This window comes from Halalkalibacter okhensis (genome assembly GCF_000787375.1).
GTDB lineage: Bacteria > Bacillota > Bacilli > Bacillales > Bacillaceae_D > Halalkalibacter > Halalkalibacter okhensis.
Map to the genome: position 1 here is coordinate 25,951 of NZ_JRJU01000036.1, position 18,371 is coordinate 44,321.

Below are 18,371 nucleotides of genomic sequence, written 5' to 3' on the forward strand. Positions count from 1 at the left end.
TCTTACACCTTCTTGCCGAGCTTATAACACTGTTATTCTTACTAACTTCAGTGCTATTCGACTAAGAGAGAGCCCTTCAAGACGTTACTCTATCATTTGACTCTTCGATATAATCCTTCAATTCCATAAGGAATTGCCTAGTCTTTACCAGAGTGATGTGACCATCCTCCATTTAAACTAGGAACATTTCGCACAATAATCCTGCTTCGTTACTTCAACAAGAGAAAGGAGATAGCCTTTATTAAGCTATCGCCCCGTTAGTTCCAGAAAAAGACTAGAAGTGATACAAATAATACAAATAAAAAAGCAACTATGCTAATCCAACCCGAAACTTTTCGTTCTTTACGAAATTCTTCTAATCCTATTACTAACACCATTAAACTTATAAAAAACATCATATATGATTGGAACTCAAAATTCTTAGTAATCAATCCATACCCTGCGATAAAAGCAGCGATTACTGCAAATAGTACTCTTAAAATAATTAACAATATAAACGCCCCTTTATAGCCTTTTTGAGCTAAACGCCCCCTTTAGCGGCGTAACAGCAACCTAAGGATTCTCCAAAAGCCCTCTTGTCTTCTTACAGAATCGCTTCCGTTAGCAGAACAAGGCAGCGATGCTTAAATAACACGCATCCTTTTCCCTTCTTGTTCTTTTTATCTTATTATTAATATTATGCATTATTGTTTAGTTGAACTAACAAGGCTAAAATATCTAAACCTTGATTTTTGAAAAATAGATAACCCACAGTAGATACAATTACTAATAAAGGAAAATAAATAGCCGTATATGTGCGAAGATTTAAGTTCCACCTTAATTCCGTTTTAAAATACCTAATAAACCAGCAATAAAAAGAGGAAAAATATAAAGGAATATTATCCAATTTTGAATTAATGTATCTATACCGAGCATGACTGGAATTGGATTAACTTCGCTTGCATCAAACAAATGCGTTTCCTTGCTTATAATTCCTTGTTTCACTTCTACGGTGTTTTCTTTAGGCACATCATAATTGAAGCCATATGGATGAACATCATGTGCATATGATAAAAAGCCTAATATTGCTAACGATAAAACATATACGAGTAATAAGGGTGCGTATTTTCTTATTATGAATTCCTCCCTTTACATTGGATTGGTTGCAAGATAATAAGCCATATATATACTAAAACAGCCTAAAAGAATAAGAGTTGTTAAAACAATCTTCCTTCCTATGGAATAAATATTTACTAAAGAGTAATAGATAATAGCACTTCCAAAGATAAACAGAAAAAAATCTTTTATTTCATATGTTGGAGGGATTGGCGTTGTTACACTTGTTAATGCAAATCACCCAAACAGAAATATCCCTAATACGTTTAAGAATCTACTTCCTTTTCCGTTGTATTTTCCACGCTTTGAGACGTTTGAACATTGGTTTCCAAAATGACTCCTCCACTTTATTAGACCTTAATAATTATACGAATTTTCCAAATGAAAGTTAACCATTGTTTAAAACATTAATTTCCTTTATTATGTTCAAAAAAATGCGTTCCTGCTTTATTGCAGAAACGTTAGCAATAGGTAAGCGTTTGAAGTGATCTCCAGCTTTTCCCCTGCTCCACACGGAACGTGACAGTTTCCCGTCATTCCGCGCTCCATCTAGCAATCTGTACTAGACTATAAGTTCCTCGTTACCCTTAGACAAGAAGGTTTCTCTAGCCTTCCTTCTGCCGACTCTACCTGTGCTTCGAACCCCATGAACTGTCATTCATGACGCACGCAGGAGTCTTGATGAGTTTGTTTTAGGAAACATGGTTCCATCATTCCAACCCTCTGTTGTGAAGTTTAAGTTTATCTAGTTAACTTCCTGCTTTTCACGCTTAATGCGCTTATAGCAGCACTTGTCGCGCGCTTCCGTTACTTTAAGTAGATTGTTTCACATACTTAATCATTGATAACCATATGTATCACCTTTATTTAAGTTAAGAATATGATTGTTTATTGAGACTATATCATTACTTTTCCATTCTATATTAACCTCTTCTGTTCTTCTCTGGATATAAATTCTTTTTTTAAACCAAAGTGGACCGTTTAACTCTCCCCTTACACCAAATGTACCCGTAGCTCCTTGGTCCCAACGATAAAAATCAATTGTATAATTATCATCGGGTGAATTTACCGTCTTTATATGTTCATTTGCTCCCATTGATGAAAAGAAGAATGTAAATAATACCGCCAAAAAAAGTGCGATAGATGTCAATGAAGACAAAATTATCGTTAACCAGCTTCTTGTTTTGGTTCGCCAGTTTCTTTTATCTTTAAAACCAAAAATTCCTAAAGTAAAGGCTAATAAACTAATTATAAGTAAGATATAATTTGGAGGTGTAATTTGCCAAGTATGAACAATGTTAGAATAAAATGAGTAGGCTGCTAACCCAATGCAAACAATTATTAAATTAAAAGACCATAAGTTATATCTTTCCTCCACAAAACTTGCCCCTTTCTTGTTGTATAATCCTGCTCCGTTAGCGGAACATGGCGAGCAATGCTTTAACAAAAGCATCACTCCCGCTTGTTTAATAACACTCTTCTATATGAATATTATTTTATGTCGATAATACTTACATATTGAGCTTTATTCCCTTGGCTTTTTAAATTTACTTCTATAAAGTATTGTCCTGACTCAGCAGGCAAAACAATCCTTCTTTCTTCAGATGGACATTCGTCGTCAAAAAGACACTCAAAATTATGTATTGGATCTTCTCTTTTACCTGACTTATAAATTGAAACTTCTACTTTTGGGACTGTAATATCACCATCACGTTTCTTATCTTTTTCAAATTTGATATAAATAATTTGATTTCTGTCGAGTTCAACTGTTTCTAATCCAAGTGCAAATTCTTCAAGATTTGCTATTCCTTCGATTTTCTCCATTGAGGCAGTTTTCCAATTAACATTAGCTAACTCTAACGTGTACTCACTATATCCGATACTATCGGTAGTAAAACTTGCAATCGGTATTCCTGCATCATAGTTTTCAGCGAAGCCACTACACCCTGACATAATTAGTAATAAAACAAGAGTTCCCCAAACCCCTCTGAAATTCCCCATAAATTCTCTCCTCTACCTTTCCAATTATCATTAAACTTTCTTTTGCTCTAACCTGCTCCTTTGAAGAACTAATTATCTTTTCTCCTATCATCAAGTTTTTTTGAACAGTTGAAGCATAATAAACCAATAACTAAAGAAATAAGAAAAGGGATGATTGCAAGTAAAGGTATAACAATTGTTCAGTAGAGTAAATATGCACTTATTGCAAATATAAACCAACTTACAATGAGTAAAAAACTGGACGCAAACTCTTTTAATGCAAGCAAAGTATCTGCCTCCCTTTGAACAAATTTCAACACTTTTTCTTTCATAAACCTGCTCCGTTACTACAACAAGAGAAAGTCGATAACCTTTATTCAGCTATCGCCCCGTTACTTGAATAAGATTATTCCTTTAAAGCTCCTTCAAATCTGACATCATACCATTCATCATATTCAACCATTGAATTTGCTATCTTTATTAACTCTTCTTTTCTTTCTTCCAATGACTTCCCAACAGTTTGATATAGAACCAGATAATAAATACCGTCCTTAGAAAACCTTAAATCAACATAGTCATTGTCGCTGGCAGATAAATAAAAATAACCATCTGTTTTTTCATCTATTTTCGTCTTATTCTTGTTCTCAAGATTGTCCCAAGACGAATCCTTGTAGTTGGCATTTTCTAAATATAAAGAACCATTTCCTTCTTCTGTACCGTCACGAAAAAACTCTTTCGAAAAACTCACTGATACCTCAGTTAAATCTGAATTTACTATTATAGCATGAGGTACCCATAAATGAGCAGTTCCTCCAGATATCGGAACATATACAGGTAATTGTGCTTTAAAAGGCACTGCATCTAATAGTATTTTGTAGGCTGGAAAAACATATGAAGCTCCACCATCGGGATTTTCACCAATAGTTTTAAAAAAAGAAGTATCTAGCTTGTCATTTCCACTAGAACATCCAACAACTCCTAAAAAAACAATGCTACCTATAAGGATTATTAGCTTTTTCACAAAAACACCCCCAATAATTGTAAAACTCCCTATTCAATCCTATGTTTAAAAAGGGACAACCATGAGGGTTATCTTACTAAACAATCTTGCCCGTTACTTCAGCAACGATAGGAACTGCCATTGCAACAGTTCCACGACTAATGCTATCCGTTACTTTAAGTACAAAACTTCACAAAACTTAACTCTATAAATTTTCTGGCATAAAAGAGAAAGAGCTTAGAAATTCTCCAAGCTCTCTAAGATATTAAGTCGATACTTGTTTTTGTACTACGGCTTTCAAATGTTTTCTATTTAAAAAGGAAAATATAAAGGATGTAAATAACAAGAAAGATGCTAGTAAGAATGACATTTTAACACCCCATAAATCAGTAAGAAAACCTAATAGTAGAACTGCGCTAGCATAAGTCACCAATTGAAGTGAATATTGAGCAGAATAAACTTTTGCCAATTCTTTGTGTGGAGTGCTTTTCTGTACCGTGGTTTGTTGAGCTATTCCCCCCAATTGTTCTCCAAAACCAATCAAGATAGAAAGAATTAATACTAACCAAGGTATTGAGTTGACTGCAAACACAAAAGTAAATATGCTCGCAATAAGTGTTCCAAAAACAGTAACATGACTCAAATGCTCACTTACTAAGCGATTATACCTTAAACTCATAAACCCACCAATAATCAATCCCAGAAAAAAACTAGCGTTAATATAGCCCCACCATTCTTCGCTCGCTTTTAATAATTCTTCGACATAAATATAAATGATTGCCGCCACCCAAACAGCGCTGGCAAGAGACTCCATAACACCCATTATATTAACCGTTCGTATAGCAGGTGTTTTCCAAATGAAAACCCATCCTTCTTTTATTTTGACCCAGTTATTTTTGGGAATAGAGGTTTGCTCTGTTTCTGTAGAATGACTATTAAGATGAATTTCTTTAATCATGAACATCATAATACTTGAAACAAAATATAAAACAACAGTAATATAGATTACTTGATAGTTCCCCAACCAGACCACGAGGACACCACCAACAGACCATGCTCCGAGTCTAATCGTTTGGTCTAAAATAGATAAAAAACTATTTGCTTTCACTAATTCAACTTGTTGTACCAAAAGAGGAACCATAGTATTTCTAACAGGTGTTGACCAACCATCTAAAAATGAAATCATAAATACTAACAAAAAAACTACTGTAATGTTTTGAAATGAGAAACTACTAAACAATAACCATCCTAATATGAACAACAAGCATGTTTTTCCAGATTGGGAAAACGCTAAAATACCTCTTAAACGAAACCTGTCAATGATAAGAGGGGCTAATATTCCACTTAGAAATTGTGACATAGTAATAAAAAAGGGAACCATACTCATGTACATAGCAGAGCCTGTTAACTGATAAATTAACGTAATTAAACCAACGATATATAACACATCACCTAGATTGGCAAATGTTTGACCAATCCAAAGGAAACGAAAAGAAACATTATTATTCATATCCCTATCCCCTTAAAAATGTTTATAACAATATTCGATAAGAAATAGTCTGTTTACACATTTAAAAGGGAAAACCTACATTTTATCGCCTCTTTCAGTTTTTCTTTAATAATCATTTATTGGGGATTGAATTTTTTGACAACAAATAGGGGATAGGGACCATAGTATTTTTTTATCAATTCACCCAAAAATATATTTATACTTTAGCATTAATATTCCATTAATCCTTTTTTAGTTAACTGAAATATTACTATCCTGTCCGTTAACGCAATAAGATAAGCGACACCTTGTTAAAGCATTGCACCCGTATGTTGAGAAAACGGCAAGGATAAAATGATCAAGTGAAATTTAGCTGCCCTTGTGTTTTTTAAGTAATTCTATTATTTCTTTATTTTGTTCGTTTGACTTGCTTAATTTACGCTCTATTGCAAATAACGTAGACATTAGTAATGCAAAAGCAATAATACCAAATATACCCATAGATACACCGCCTTGTGTAAAGAATTCTCAACTCCTCTGCTGTTAGCACAACAAAAAGTGCGCTCCCCTATTAAATCAAGATCCCCATTATCTCAATAATTCTTCGTTACTCATCCCTGTTTTCTTTCCCTAGATTAAACCCACTATTTAATATTGGTTTTTTTAATATGTAGGAGTATTTAATAAATAATAAACAGTTGAAAGAATCGGAAAGACAATTGCAAACGTATTGCACCCTATACCTATAAGTGCTATTACTCTCCCAGGTTGTCTTTTAAGATTTACTTCTTTTAATCCAATAACTCCAAGGATAAAACCAATAATAGCCATAACAACTCCTACAAAAGTAAAAAACATAAATGATATTGAGGTAAGACCTAAAATAAAAGAAATAATCACATTAATATTTTCTCTAGTGTTATTTTTAAAAATGCTATCTTTTGATTTAATGTTGACCGCCTCTTCTCATATTGACCTATTCTGCCCTTTAGCAAAACAATCGATAGCTGTTGTTTCGCTATCGCACCTGTTAGCAAGTAAGCAGGTTATATATGCAAACTTATCTTACTTTCGTGACCAATAATAAAACTAATAACACCCGCTACTATGCCATAAGAAAATGCATTTGCATTATTTCATTAAATTCCTCCTTTATCCCCCCCTCCCCTTTTTGGTAACGCTTCTATTAAATCAAATAGAATTTGTAAACTACGGACCGTTAAATATTCTAGTAACCACTAAAAAACTTACAATCATAGCAATGACAATCTTAATAATAGAAAAAGCCTTTCCCTTTTCAATTTTAGTTTCCACTCCATATTTTTATATGTTAACTAAATACGAAATCAGTTCCAATCACCTCATGAAGATTCGTAAAAAATTATAAACACCTATATCCTCCCAATTATTATTTAATAAAACTACAAGCGATCAAATACTTCGTTGACGAATAACCCTCTTTGTTGATACCATAAAAACCCAATAAACATCTTCAATAAAATTGCCTCGTTAGCGGAACAAGGCAAGCGATGCCTTGTTAAAGCATCGCTCTCCGTTAGTGCAAAATAAATTAACAAACAATCAAAAAGTGTTTATAAATACTACTAATAACAATGTTACAAAACCAACTAAATTAACTGGATGATTATACTTATATTGATTAATTGGTGTCATTCTCTTTACTATTGAACCAAATAGGAAGATGCCTATAAAAATCAAAATACCACTACTAATAAAAGCACTGTTTTCTATTTTAGAAGTATAATTATTTATATGACTTACAAATAGTACCCATAAATAACCTATAAATCCATGTAATACAACGGATATAAAATAATCTTTTTTATTCAATTATTTACCTCCATATATTTAAGAGATTATTCCTATATTTTACCACAAAACCCAATAAATCGTAAAAGGATATGAGGTGCATTTAAAGTGCAAGAATTATTAAAAGATATAAAATACCTGAGTTCAAAAGAAAAGAAAACACTCGAACAAATGGTTCTCAAACTAACTGAAGAAATTGGCGAAACTTCACAAGCAATGCTATCATACAAACAAGCTAGTGGTAGCGAGTACAAACATTTAGATATAGCGGATGTAAAAGAAGAATGTGCCGATGTTATTTTAGTTGCTCTATCATTATTTTATAAACTATGTGAAAATGAAGCAGAGTTAGAAGAATATTTAGAAAAGAAAGTAGCTAAATGGAAATCAGTCATGTCATAAATGACGATGTAAATACAACTTATTGTTGCTTTGGAATATAGTTTGATTAATAACAGCACGGAAGGCCCAGATTTTCCGAAAAAAGATTGATTCAAAAGGGATTCTTTTTCAGTAGATTTAATTTTGATTTATTATACACTATCTTATAATTTTCTACCTATGTTATTCCACAATCGCGCCCGATTGTGGAATAACTAAAGCTCTTTTTTCATTGAAACAACTTTAATATTTATACCATTTGGCTTATGTACAATTTCTTCATCATAAACCTCATAACCTATGGAACTATATAACTTTATATTCTTGGGTACTGTCATACGAACTTTGCATAGTAATGCAGTTACATCTACCTTATTTGCATATTCCTCTAAAGATTTTAATACCTTTTTTGCAATGCCTTTTCCTTGTTTTTCAGGAATAACAGACAAACGATAAAAATACAAACCCTCATCTTTTAGTTGAAATCGCACCATACCAACTGGATTATGTTCTTCAAAAGCAATCAATGCTTTTTCTCCTTTTTCTAAAGCGTCTGATACTGACTGAACAGTTTCTTCTAACGCACTCGATGGAGGGGTTTCGTTTTTATATTCTATAAATGCCTTAATCATTAAATCATGAATTACCGGTGCTTCAGAAGATGTAGCAGCATTTATTAACATGGTTATCTCTCTCTTTCGTAATAAATATTCAATTTAACTTATTTTTCCACGAAATAATAATTATCGTAAACTATCTCTTCTGTTAGCACAAGTAGGAGTTGCTACAATGCCAAATCCATTTATTGCTCTCAAGCCCCATTAGCCAGCATGTGCATGGATAGGAAATGGCAATACCTTATTAACTAACGCTCTCCTCGCTTTTAAACAATTGAGAAGGGCCGTTATTAGCATTGTCTTTTTTCTATTTTTGAAGAAACCCATTTTCATGGTAATACAATAAGATAAAAAGCGTACCCATGCTAATTTATCAATATCCAGGTTTAAAATTATCCATCCAAATAATATCACCGTTTTGGTCATGTACTTCAATTGATATATCACGTTGGTTATCTTTTGTAGACTTAGGTTCATCTGGAAAAATACTAAACCAAATTCGTTCTCCCGTACTGCTTTCTATGATAGTTATTTCTTGTTCGATAGAATCCATTCTCACCTGTACTGATGAAACTGAGTCATTAGAGATTACCCCGTAATACGTATGCTCTTCTGGATGTCTTCCCCCGTACCACTGGAATCCTTCAATGGGTTGATATGTGTCCCATAGAGGGAAGGAATAGAACTCACCATTACCCTTTTGTTTCACATTTATTTGCAAGCCATCCTCGTTGTTTAATAATAAAAAGTAATCCTCACCTACTTTTCCTTTATGTACTAATTCCACATTGGTAAACGGGTCTTCAAACCGATACACGTAACCGAATAACTCGTGATTTTCATTTTCTAAGATTTCAATCTCTTTTTGTAAATTTCGGATCTCTCCCTCTAAATTAATTTCTTTTAATGTAGGTGTTGTCTCACTATTTTTTAATGCACTAGATAAATCATCTTTTAATACAGTTACACTCATTTGTCCAATAAGAAACAATAATAATAAAACAGCAACTGTGGTTAAGAACTTAGGATAAGTTTTCGTATTATAATTCCTCGAATGAATTCTATATCGGATGTTCATTTTTTGTTTCTCAGTAAATCGTGCTTTTTTAAAAGCCGTATTATTTAAAGAATCTTTTATCCTTTTATCAAAATCAGTCAATTTTGTTCCTCCTCTAACATTTTTTTTAATAATTGTTTACCTCTACGCAGCCTCGTTTTGACTGTGTTTTCATTGACTTTTAAGATTTCGCTTATTCCTGATATTGTTACATCTTCGTAATAAAAGAAAATCATTACTTCTCGGTATTTAATAGGGAGCAACAGTAATGCTTTTGTTATCCGTTCATCTTGCTCGCGCTCTAATAAAATCATTTCAGGAGTGATCCGAGTTGCTTGATTTGATTTAAAGAAAGAGATTTGCGATAACATCCTTCTAAAAGAACGGCTTCGCAACACGTCTTTACATTGGTTACTTGTTATCGTGTACAGCCATGTTTGTATAGAAGATTCCAGCCGAAAACGATCTAGACTATGGTAGCATTTTACAAAAACCTCCTGAACAGCATCCTCAGCAAGTCCCCAATCCTTTAGATAGCTATAAGCTAATCTTGTAAGTGTTTCCCCATACTCATCCATGACAAATTCTAATAGTTCTTCTTTCTTTTCTTCAGCTATTAAATTAATTAATTTTTCATTGGTTAACACATATTCTTCCTCCCTTTACCTTTTAGACGAGAAAATGTCCATTTAGTTTCATCTAAATGGACGATAGTACCTAAACATATTTTTCTGCTATACTCACTGCAACCTTACTTTTCAATTCATCTACTTCTACTTCAACAAGGAAAAAAAGTGATAACCTATATTCAGAGCCATCCACGCAGCGCAAAACAGCGCTGCACCACAGAGAATGAAAAGGGTTAGGCAGTGGCAATACTAATACGGACCTTAATCCAGTCAATTTAATCCATATCCTTATTCACTAACGTTCTCCTCTTTTTTTCAAGCTTGAGCAGGGCCTTTTTTAGCATTATCTTTTTCTATTTTTGAAGAAACCTATTTTCATGATAGTTTAAGAAAATAAACCATTACATTAGTTTGTTTTTTATAGCCAGTATAACCTTTGTATTTATTTGTTCTTTAAATACACCTGTTTTTTCGATAGATAACAATTCTTCTTTTAAATGTTGTTCAAAAGAATTTACGTTATCTCCGAGAAACCTTATAGACCCATAGGAAGTCGAATATAAGTTGCCGATTATAGATTCTATTGACCATAAATGCTCATAAGTAGGAATTTGATAACTTTCTAAATTGAATTTTGACTTTGCTACAATTTCCTGATGACTAATAGTTGGATGAGAGTATGTAGAATTACCTGCTCTTCGTTCATTCCCATACCATTGTTTTACTACTTCATTGACTTTCTTTTGCCAAGGTAAAAGCTCTTTATTTGGAGAAAAATTATCAATTATAGCAATTCCGCCATCATTGGAAACCATACCGTATAACGTTTCCAGCACCTTCTCCCTGTCCATCCAGTGAAATGCCTTTGCAATAGTTACACATCTAAAGATTTTATTTGAATTGACCTTATATTTATCAAGAACTCCATTAAAGAACTCCATATTTTCAACTCTAATTTCTTTGCTCAGACGTATTGCTTCCTTTATCATTTCAGGTTCTGTATCAATCCCAACTATCCCTTCAAACCAATCGGAGAACCTGAATGCTAATTGTCCCGTTCCACAGCCTAAATCAAGCATATTACCTTTCCCATCGAGTGAAAACTTTTCAATTAAGTACCTTATTAAAGATGCTGAATAAATAGGTCTATACTGCGAATAATATCTTGCTGTTCCTTCAAATAAGTTTTTACCGTAATCTAGCATTACATGAATGGCTCCTTTCTTACAATTTTGTTTTAGAACACAAACAAGACATTTGCTTATTAAAAAATCCTGCTTTTGTTGAAGTTTATTCTACGGCTAAAACTCTATCACCTTTGCTATTTGGCTGAGAAGTTACAATAAATTCTAAGTATTGATTCGTTTTATTAAACATTTGATGTGGAACAAGTGGCGGAACTTCGAAGCCCTCTTTTGAATTTAATTCTATTATAGTTCCATCAATCTCAAGAGTAGCTGTTCCTGATAAGACAAAGAAAAACTGCTGAGAGTGATTATGATAGTGTCTTACTTCATTTGTATTTGGGGGCATACGTTCATGAATAATACTTAGATCGTTATTTTTAACTAAATGCCAGCCATCACAGTTATCTCCCCAAATATAATGTTCTGCATTACGTTTGCTTATTTTCATTGATTGAGCTCCTAACTATTTCTTTTTAAGTAGTATACCTATGTCCATTACCTTATTGAACTCTTCTGCTTGTTAGCGGAATAAGGCAAGCGATGCCTTGTTAAAGCATCGCCTCCGTTAGTTGAACATCAAAATCTATGTAATAAATAATATTAAACCTCCCATGGCAAAGCAGTAATAAGCAAAGTATTTTAAATTCCCCCGCTCCATAATTCCCATAAACCATTTAAGGGAAAAATAAGAAAAAATGAGCGATAAAATAAATGCAATAACATATGGAATAAGTAGATCACCAAAATTTATATCATTTATCTTGATTAAGATAGTACCAAGACTTACAGGAATATACAGCAAAAATGAATAACGCAATGCTGTTTCTCTTTTCATGCCTATTCCCATCGCTGCAACTATCGTTGAACCTGATCTACTGATACCTGGGATTAAAGCAATAGCTTGGGCGCAGCCAACAATTAGTGCATCTCTGATAGTAAGGTTCCTGTCACTCTTTCTCCCTTTTAAATTTCTAATAAGCCAAAGTGCTAAACCAGTAACTAATAAAGCAACTCCTATCGGGGCAATACCTCTAAATGTTGCTGATATCCTATCTTCAAATAATAAACCGAAAACACCTGCTGGAATTGTGCCTATAATCAAGTAAACTATAAACATAAAATCATTTTTATAGACTGAATTACGTCTAGTAACATACTTTCGACCATTTTCCATTAATCTAATCAAATCTTTTCGATAAATAAGAACTACTGCTAAAAGTGATGCAAAATTCATTAATACCTCGAAGCTAAAATCATTCTCAGAAATACTGATTCCAAAAAGCTCTTGAGCTATAACTAAATGGCCACTTGATGAAATAGGAATCGGTTCGGTAAACCCTTGAAACGCACCTAAGAAGGCGTACTTAATTAAAGTAATAAACTCCTCCATTTAACCCTCCCTATTTTACTTTAATACACTTAATATATATAATCTCAAATTTTGGAAATTTATTCAATGCATTATTGTATTAGTAGAGTAGAAGAGAACCTCTCTACCTTACAGCCTCTGAGTGTAGTAAATGTGTCCCTAGCAAGGGTGGTAACTTGGTAGCTAGCCTTTCCTCCAACGGCATTACCCAACTTCATTGGTACTACGCCGCTAACCGACTCCCTACCAGCGTTTGGTTTCCTTGCTTATTATCACTTGTACACCATACTCTTCTATTAAGAAAAGACTGATAGGGTCTCCCGACTTGACTTATCATATCAATGTGTGACGTGCCAAGGTCTCTGACCCCAGAGAGGTTTCATTCTTTAGCCATTTACGAAGAATGTAATGTTGCTTTCTGTCGCAGGAAAAACATCAGCCCTCTCGATTTACTAACATCCTTGGGGTTCAATCCGTCAACCATTTGGCTTTCGACCCATTACCTAACTGTCTACGCTTAAAGACTAAAGTTACCCTTAGCCCTCCAAAGACTCGCTACGAGTGAATGGCTAGTTCTTACTCTACGGGAATCCCACCCGCTATATGATACGACCTAGACTCGGCCGCACACGCTCCCGTTAGCTAAATAAGGGGTTGTTCACAACAATGCCATTATCTATTCATTAATGTCATAAACTAAAATATCAAATAACTCATCATTTGTATAAAGTAAAAACGCCCATTCCCCTTTTTTTGGTAATGCTATATTAGAAGGCATGTGTGCATCTGCCCCGTTATTTTCTCCAACAGCTTGACGTGTCCAATAAGAATCTCCACCTGGTCCGTTATACAAAACTTGGTGAATCGTTTGAGTTTCTTTGTGAAAACCAACAACAGTTAGCTCCGCATTATCAACACCCCATAAATGCCACATCCATTTTTGTCCATTTAAAGTTGGCATATCTGCACCAATGACACCAGATTTGTTTTCATTTCCTATAATTCCTCTATCTCCAAATTCAACAGCTTTTCTTTCCCAATCAATTGCTGCAAAATCACTTTCCTGAACATAATTAGGAATAGTTTTAGGTAAACTTAATTTATTATCAACTGTTTTCTCACGTACTGACATTATTACATCTCCATAAAATTGGTCATCCAAATAAACTTCAAATTTCCACAAGCCGCCAACAGGCACTTCAAATGTATGCGTAAAGCGTTCTAATCCTGTATACCCCGGAGAAGGTTCGGTTATTTTTGTAGGAGCTAAAACTATGATACGCTCACCATCATAGTGTTGGGCATAGATAGCTAGTTCTTTTCCTTCAAATGTTTTGAACGGTTCTGTAAAGCTAAATATATAACCGTATGGTTTTCCAGCAGTAAGTGCAGGGTCTGGATATAAGCTGAATAAAACTTTATCATTTTTCTCATATTCATTTCGAACTTCCCATTCGTCAATTAATACTTGATTTGAACCACCAGTAAATGTTCCATTATTAGTTGAAGTTATTATTAATTCAGTTGATATTAACAAGGCAAAAATTGTGACAACAGCGGCAGTTAACCCATATATAACATATTTTCTTGGCTTTCGATTCTTTTTATTAACTTCGAAATTAATTGCTTCTCTAATATTATTTTTTTGCACTTCCGTAAAATGGTTCTCTTTGTGAGTCGTAGAATCCATTGCATTACGTAAGTTTTGGAGTTTATCTTGCATTATTCTCACACCTTTCTATTATTTTTTTAATTTAGCTCTACCTCTGTTCAATCTAGTTTTAATCGTATTCACATTTATTTTTAGCATCTTGCTAATTTCTTCAATCGATAATTCCTCATAATAATAAAGAGTAATTACTTCTCGATATTTAATTGAAAGGGATAGAACACACATAGAAAGAAGTTCGTTTTCATCACGCTCAATCATGACAATTTCTGGAGATTGTTCTTTTGAAGAAAGTGAGTTGAAAATATTTGAATTAATAAGAACTCTTCTAATGGATGAACTTTTTAACACGTCTTTAGATTTATTAATAGTTATTCTAAAAATCCATGACTTGAAAGAAGTAATCTTATCAATGTTTTCATAATGCTTGTAACAAGTAATAAAAACATCCTGAACAACATCCTCGGCCGCATTCCAATCTTTTAAATAGTTAAAAGCTAACTTCGTAAGTCTTTCACCATATTCATCCATAATACTTTCAAGCCACGTATCCTTTTCTATCTGAAAAACAATACTTTTATCATTAAGATTGCTCAACAATTTCTCACCTCATTTCTTCTATGCTAAGACGAAAAAGTAAAGAATAAGTTTCATTTTTTTTTGAAATTCGCTTTTATATTGACTTAATTAAAAAATATTAAGCCACTATTAGCTAGTTGCACTTTATCTTAATTTAATAACACTTTCCAAAATATAAATTATTTGCTATTTGGTTTTTAAAGACCAAAAAAGAGGTTCAAAGAACCTCTTTACATTACTATAATTCAATTCTTCTTAATACACTTATTGTACTTAACTGGCTTCTTAGCAAAAGAGCAACAGTAACTGTCATAATGACAACTCCTGTTATATAAATTATGCCCCTGTTTGTTCAATAAGGATTACTCATTTGAATTCTTATTCTTAACTTTCCAATCATCGTATTCTCCCCAGGCTATATACAATCTATTGCTACCTGTTACTTTAAGTGTAATAGTTCACATACATTAACATTTTAAACGATATTCCATTCTACCTTAATAAGTAATATCAAAGAGAATATCCCAAGTTCTAAGATTGACTAAGAAATTGGGATATTGTTCTACTACTCAATTATTACCTATATGAATTATGTGTTGGATCGAATAACTCTTCTTCCGTATTTCTTACAATGGAAAAGTTTTCAACATTGTAATGTCCATGAAGAATTTCGTTATGATGCTTTATAATTTGTTCTGCACTTAAAACATCGCCGTCTGTAGTTGAATGTCCATCTCCGACTAAGGTGACATCCATTCCATTAATAGTTGCAGTTCGGACTTTCCAATTCTATTAACCTCTTTTATGATAAGTGACCAAACTAGCAATCAGAGAAGAGGAAAAAAGGATGATCAACATGGCTCAATTCCATAGTATCAAATTTTTAAAAGAGGTTGAACCACAAAATAATTAGGATTATTTGAAATAATTTCAAATTGTTTTTTCATAGAATGCTGTTTGGTTTTATAGTCAGTTAGCTCTATAAAAAGGTCTGATAAAGAAGGTAAATCGCTAAGATCAGCTCTACGATTATTGTAATTCATAAAATTTGTGCCAATAAATCTCCTTATCATTTTTTATTTCTTATATTTCTTAGTTCCTCTAGAATTTGTTCTTGTACTTCGAGCGACTTTTTTCGGTATTCAGAGGCTTCCTTGATAGCCTTTAAGTTTTCATCATGAATTCGCTTATTTGCATTGTGAGTTTCTTTTAAACGGGAAATTACTGCTAAAAGAATAATTATTAATGTCGCTAGCATGACAAAATAAAATAAATCACTCATTCTCTCATTCTCCTTTTTTATTCAAGAGTTCTTAGCTTAATCTTAAAAATATAAGCATCTCTGCTATCGTTAATCATCGTTTTATAATTAGGGTCACTTTCGTCAAATATTCCTCTAAATTCTAAATAATTGGTTTGAGCCGCAATTTTCGTAGCAATTATTATATCCTGATTGAGCTCAATTGGAATTTTCTTTTCGACTTTATCGAAAAGGGTTAGTGAATTTTGTTGATAAGGAACCAACGAATGTCTTACCCAAGCAACATCTGTTCCTTCAAAAATAATTCCTTTGTACTGATAACCCATCCTTTGACCTGGTGAACTATAAATAAGAGTTTCTTCTAAGATAAATGAAATTACATCATCGATTTGGTTGGGGTGAAGTGTGTTTTCAACAATATTTCTCATTTTTTTACCCTCGTGATAATGTTCAATCCAGTAATCTAACACAATTTCTTCTGCGTTCTCTATAGATATATCATAAGCTACCGTACTGTCTCCTCCTAAAGAGTTAAATATCTGCCTTTCCTGTTCTGTCATTACCATAGGTTCCAAGGTTAGTTTGTTTTCTATTTTCTCGTCAGTTTCAACTTTAGGACTTTCACTATAAGTAAAAATTCCATAGAGAGCCATAACCAGTAAAATTACTAATAGAACTTTGGCGAGTCTTTCTAAACTATCAGCATTAAGTCTAAGCATTTAGAACACCTTTCCATGAACAATTGTTTCCGCAAGTCCATTAATTATAAATGACTATCAGCTTTAGAATGTGACTATGTATCTGGTCACCATTACTCCAACTTTTGATAAGGATAATCCACGTAATCGTAATTTTTTATATCTCCGATGAATAAAAAAATACTGAAAATATTGTATTGTGTCTACTTTGACTTACTACTCTTAATCCAAGAGTCCGCGTGTAGATTAAGCATTACGGACTCCTTCTAAAAATTGTTTTTGTTCTTTATCAAATACCTTTTCGAATTACTCATTCACTTATACTTTTTCCATAATAACTTACATTGGTTGGTGCGTGTACTGTGTTGTCACGATAATAATAATCAAGGTCACGGTAAATCTTTTGAAGTTAAAGAACTAAATGATCCCTTTTCTCCTCATTATCCATGTTTTCATTTAGCTCAAATAGAAGCTCTTGAATAACTTCAAAATCTTTTTTTAAATAAAAGTTATCCGTTGCATCAATCGCCTTTTGAATATTAGGAATCCTATATTCCATTGATGCTTTTAAGTTTTCAAGGTTGAAATTATCATGTTCCCATCCATACATGACATATCCATTCATGGTAGAGTGTCCCGATAATATCTCGTGATTTGCTTCATCTTTATCAGGACCAACGAATTGTTCTTCTTCAGATAAATCTTCTGAATACGAATTTACATTTTCACTTTTCTCATCTTCCTCATCATTGGAGTAGCTAGTACCATTTCCCCGAGGCTCACCTAAATAGTTATCGCTTAAAATAAATTGAATTCCTACGAACATGATGAAAATTGACACTACTATACTAGTAGCATAAATCATACTCGGGCTTTTTTTCGTTTTCTTTAGTGAATCCTTGATTTGAGCATTGATTTTTTCTTCTACCAGTTTTTTTCTAGATTCAGCCCAAGAAATATCGTCATATAGCTCCTTTAGAGAATTATCGAATTGATTTTTCATAACCATATTCCTCCTTTTGAAGTGCTTTTTCCAACGAAACAATCGCACGAGACAATGTTGATTTCACTTTACTTTCAGACCACTTTAATATCTCAGCCGTTTCTTTTATGGAAAATCCTTTCATCTTTCTTAGGAAAATGACTTCACGATACGCTTGCTTCAAACTGCCCAATGCATAATATAACTCCTTTGTACTCTCCTTAATTTGGACAACTTCTTCTGGCAAAGGGTTCTTATCACGTTTAACATTAAGCAAATCTTGCAATAAATGAATTGGGCGTTTTTTTCTCAAATAATCAACCATAACATTATGAGCAATGCTAAATAACCAGGTTTTTGGATTTGATTCTCTCTTAAAAGTTTAAATGCTTTTACAAATGTTTCTTGGGTTAGGTCTTCAGCTTGTTGATGGTCTCGTACATTCATTAAAATATATTTGAAAATCGAGTCGCTATATTGTGAAAACCACTCTGTAATATCTAATTGTTGATTCGTCAAAATATCTCCCCTCTCTAAGACTCTTTATA

At 33.1% G+C, this 18,371-nt stretch carries 22 protein-coding genes and 1 pseudogene; 1 reads left to right on the plus strand and 22 read right to left on the minus strand.

Going from position 1 to position 18,371, the window contains the following annotated elements:
- Positions 1–257: 257 nt before the first annotated feature.
- From LQ50_RS19330 to LQ50_RS19360, 8 genes are all read right to left on the minus strand, one after another.
- A complete protein-coding gene (locus tag LQ50_RS19330; RefSeq protein ID WP_034632439.1) occupies positions 258–491 on the minus strand; it encodes a YczI family protein in 234 nt (77 codons plus the stop codon).
- Between the two features lie 1,442 nt (positions 492–1,933).
- Complete coding sequence (locus tag LQ50_RS19335) at positions 1,934–2,542, minus strand: DUF5412 family protein (RefSeq protein ID WP_237563762.1); 609 nt, start codon at positions 2,540–2,542, stop codon at positions 1,934–1,936.
- Positions 2,543–2,586: 44 nt separating this feature from the next.
- Positions 2,587–3,096 carry a hypothetical protein gene (locus LQ50_RS19340; RefSeq protein ID WP_034632445.1) on the minus strand — a complete coding sequence of 170 codons (510 nt, stop codon included), beginning with the start codon at positions 3,094–3,096 and terminating at the stop codon, positions 2,587–2,589.
- Positions 3,097–3,481: 385 nt separating this feature from the next.
- Positions 3,482–4,096: a hypothetical protein gene (locus tag LQ50_RS19350; RefSeq protein ID WP_034632446.1), complete on the minus strand. Its 615-nt coding sequence runs from the start codon at positions 4,094–4,096 to the stop codon at positions 3,482–3,484.
- A 244-nt stretch (positions 4,097–4,340) separates the two neighbouring features.
- Entirely contained in the window at positions 4,341–5,585 is a 1,245-nt protein-coding gene (locus LQ50_RS19355) for an MFS transporter (protein ID WP_034632449.1), read from the minus strand.
- Positions 5,586–5,933: 348 nt separating this feature from the next.
- The gene (locus LQ50_RS26340) at positions 5,934–6,065 is read right to left on the minus strand and encodes a hypothetical protein (RefSeq protein ID WP_272913738.1); all 132 of its coding nucleotides are present in this window, start codon (positions 6,063–6,065) and stop codon (positions 5,934–5,936) included.
- Positions 6,066–6,227: 162 nt separating this feature from the next.
- Positions 6,228–6,395 carry a hypothetical protein gene (locus LQ50_RS25545; RefSeq protein ID WP_161784703.1) on the minus strand — a complete coding sequence of 56 codons (168 nt, stop codon included), beginning with the start codon at positions 6,393–6,395 and terminating at the stop codon, positions 6,228–6,230.
- Between the two features lie 750 nt (positions 6,396–7,145).
- Positions 7,146–7,415, minus strand: a complete 270-nt coding sequence (locus tag LQ50_RS19360; RefSeq protein WP_034632451.1) for a hypothetical protein — start codon at positions 7,413–7,415, stop codon at positions 7,146–7,148.
- Positions 7,416–7,502: 87 nt separating this feature from the next.
- On the opposite strand from LQ50_RS19360, the gene LQ50_RS19365 reads away from it, so the two are divergent.
- Positions 7,503–7,796 (plus strand): MazG-like family protein, encoded by a 294-nt coding sequence (locus LQ50_RS19365; RefSeq protein WP_034632454.1) that lies wholly within the window; start codon positions 7,503–7,505, stop codon positions 7,794–7,796.
- Positions 7,797–7,990: 194 nt separating this feature from the next.
- Here LQ50_RS19365 and LQ50_RS19370 read toward each other — a convergent pair whose 3' ends face one another.
- The 14 genes and pseudogenes from LQ50_RS19370 to LQ50_RS26625 all read right to left on the minus strand — a co-directional run bounded on the left by LQ50_RS19370 (position 7,991) and on the right by LQ50_RS26625 (position 18,342).
- Positions 7,991–8,458, minus strand: coding sequence for a GNAT family N-acetyltransferase (locus tag LQ50_RS19370; protein WP_034632456.1), 468 nt, complete (start codon positions 8,456–8,458; stop codon positions 7,991–7,993).
- A gap of 307 nt (positions 8,459–8,765) precedes the next feature.
- Positions 8,766–9,551, minus strand: a complete 786-nt coding sequence (locus LQ50_RS19375) for a hypothetical protein (protein ID WP_034632459.1) — start codon at positions 9,549–9,551, stop codon at positions 8,766–8,768.
- The gene (locus tag LQ50_RS19380; protein WP_052144873.1) at positions 9,548–10,096 is read right to left on the minus strand and encodes a sigma-70 family RNA polymerase sigma factor; all 549 of its coding nucleotides are present in this window, start codon (positions 10,094–10,096) and stop codon (positions 9,548–9,550) included. The genes LQ50_RS19375 and LQ50_RS19380 overlap by 4 nt, the downstream gene beginning before the upstream one ends.
- A 383-nt stretch (positions 10,097–10,479) precedes the next feature.
- Positions 10,480–11,283 (minus strand): class I SAM-dependent methyltransferase, encoded by an 804-nt coding sequence (locus LQ50_RS19385; protein WP_034632461.1) that lies wholly within the window; start codon positions 11,281–11,283, stop codon positions 10,480–10,482.
- An 85-nt stretch (positions 11,284–11,368) separates the two neighbouring features.
- A complete protein-coding gene (locus tag LQ50_RS19390; protein ID WP_034632464.1) occupies positions 11,369–11,713 on the minus strand; it encodes a cupin domain-containing protein in 345 nt (114 codons plus the stop codon).
- Between the two features lie 135 nt (positions 11,714–11,848).
- Positions 11,849–12,655, minus strand: coding sequence for an undecaprenyl-diphosphate phosphatase (locus LQ50_RS19395; protein ID WP_034632466.1), 807 nt, complete (start codon positions 12,653–12,655; stop codon positions 11,849–11,851).
- Positions 12,656–13,310: 655 nt separating this feature from the next.
- Positions 13,311–14,357, minus strand: coding sequence for a DUF4871 domain-containing protein (locus LQ50_RS19400; protein ID WP_034632468.1), 1,047 nt, complete (start codon positions 14,355–14,357; stop codon positions 13,311–13,313).
- Between the two features lie 18 nt (positions 14,358–14,375).
- Positions 14,376–14,900, minus strand: coding sequence for a sigma-70 family RNA polymerase sigma factor (locus LQ50_RS19405; protein ID WP_308417935.1), 525 nt, complete (start codon positions 14,898–14,900; stop codon positions 14,376–14,378).
- Between the two features lie 558 nt (positions 14,901–15,458).
- Positions 15,459–15,662: pseudogene (locus LQ50_RS26075) on the minus strand (cysteine hydrolase); the annotation flags it as partial.
- A gap of 289 nt (positions 15,663–15,951) precedes the next feature.
- Complete coding sequence (locus LQ50_RS19415; RefSeq protein ID WP_034632471.1) at positions 15,952–16,164, minus strand: hypothetical protein; 213 nt, start codon at positions 16,162–16,164, stop codon at positions 15,952–15,954.
- 17 nt (positions 16,165–16,181) lie between these two features.
- Entirely contained in the window at positions 16,182–16,862 is a 681-nt protein-coding gene (locus LQ50_RS19420) for a YgaN family protein (RefSeq protein ID WP_034632473.1), read from the minus strand.
- A gap of 388 nt (positions 16,863–17,250) precedes the next feature.
- On the minus strand, positions 17,251–17,844 hold the full coding sequence (locus LQ50_RS19425; RefSeq protein WP_034632475.1) for a hypothetical protein: 594 nt from the start codon (positions 17,842–17,844) through the stop codon (positions 17,251–17,253).
- On the minus strand, positions 17,825–18,163 hold the full coding sequence (locus tag LQ50_RS26445) for an RNA polymerase sigma factor (RefSeq protein WP_505669919.1): 339 nt from the start codon (positions 18,161–18,163) through the stop codon (positions 17,825–17,827). The genes LQ50_RS19425 and LQ50_RS26445 overlap by 20 nt, the downstream gene beginning before the upstream one ends.
- Positions 18,133–18,342: a sigma factor gene (locus tag LQ50_RS26625; RefSeq protein WP_308417937.1), complete on the minus strand. Its 210-nt coding sequence runs from the start codon at positions 18,340–18,342 to the stop codon at positions 18,133–18,135. Before LQ50_RS26625 ends, LQ50_RS26445 begins: the two co-directional genes overlap by 31 nt.
- Positions 18,343–18,371: the final 29 nt, after the last annotated feature.

Bases quoted from the DNA above. Each gene is read 5' to 3' on its own strand.
- LQ50_RS19340 (WP_034632445.1), bottom strand. From the start codon at position 3,096: ATGGGGAATTTCAGAGGGGTTTGGGGAACTCTTGTTTTATTACTAATT.
- LQ50_RS19355 (WP_034632449.1), bottom strand. From the start codon at position 5,585: ATGAATAATAATGTTTCTTTTCGTTTCCTTTGGATTGGTCAAACATTT.
- LQ50_RS26340 (WP_272913738.1), bottom strand. From the start codon at position 6,065: ATGGGTATATTTGGTATTATTGCTTTTGCATTACTAATGTCTACGTTA.
- LQ50_RS25545 (WP_161784703.1), bottom strand. From the start codon at position 6,395: ATGGCTATTATTGGTTTTATCCTTGGAGTTATTGGATTAAAAGAAGTA.
- LQ50_RS19370 (WP_034632456.1), bottom strand. From the start codon at position 8,458: ATGTTAATAAATGCTGCTACATCTTCTGAAGCACCGGTAATTCATGAT.
- LQ50_RS19385 (WP_034632461.1), bottom strand. From the start codon at position 11,283: ATGCTAGATTACGGTAAAAACTTATTTGAAGGAACAGCAAGATATTAT.
- LQ50_RS19390 (WP_034632464.1), bottom strand. From the start codon at position 11,713: ATGAAAATAAGCAAACGTAATGCAGAACATTATATTTGGGGAGATAAC.
- LQ50_RS19395 (WP_034632466.1), bottom strand. From the start codon at position 12,655: ATGGAGGAGTTTATTACTTTAATTAAGTACGCCTTCTTAGGTGCGTTT.
- LQ50_RS19400 (WP_034632468.1), bottom strand. From the start codon at position 14,357: ATGCAAGATAAACTCCAAAACTTACGTAATGCAATGGATTCTACGACT.
- LQ50_RS19415 (WP_034632471.1), bottom strand. From the start codon at position 16,164: ATGAGTGATTTATTTTATTTTGTCATGCTAGCGACATTAATAATTATT.
- LQ50_RS19420 (WP_034632473.1), bottom strand. From the start codon at position 16,862: ATGCTTAGACTTAATGCTGATAGTTTAGAAAGACTCGCCAAAGTTCTA.
- LQ50_RS19425 (WP_034632475.1), bottom strand. From the start codon at position 17,844: ATGAAAAATCAATTCGATAATTCTCTAAAGGAGCTATATGACGATATT.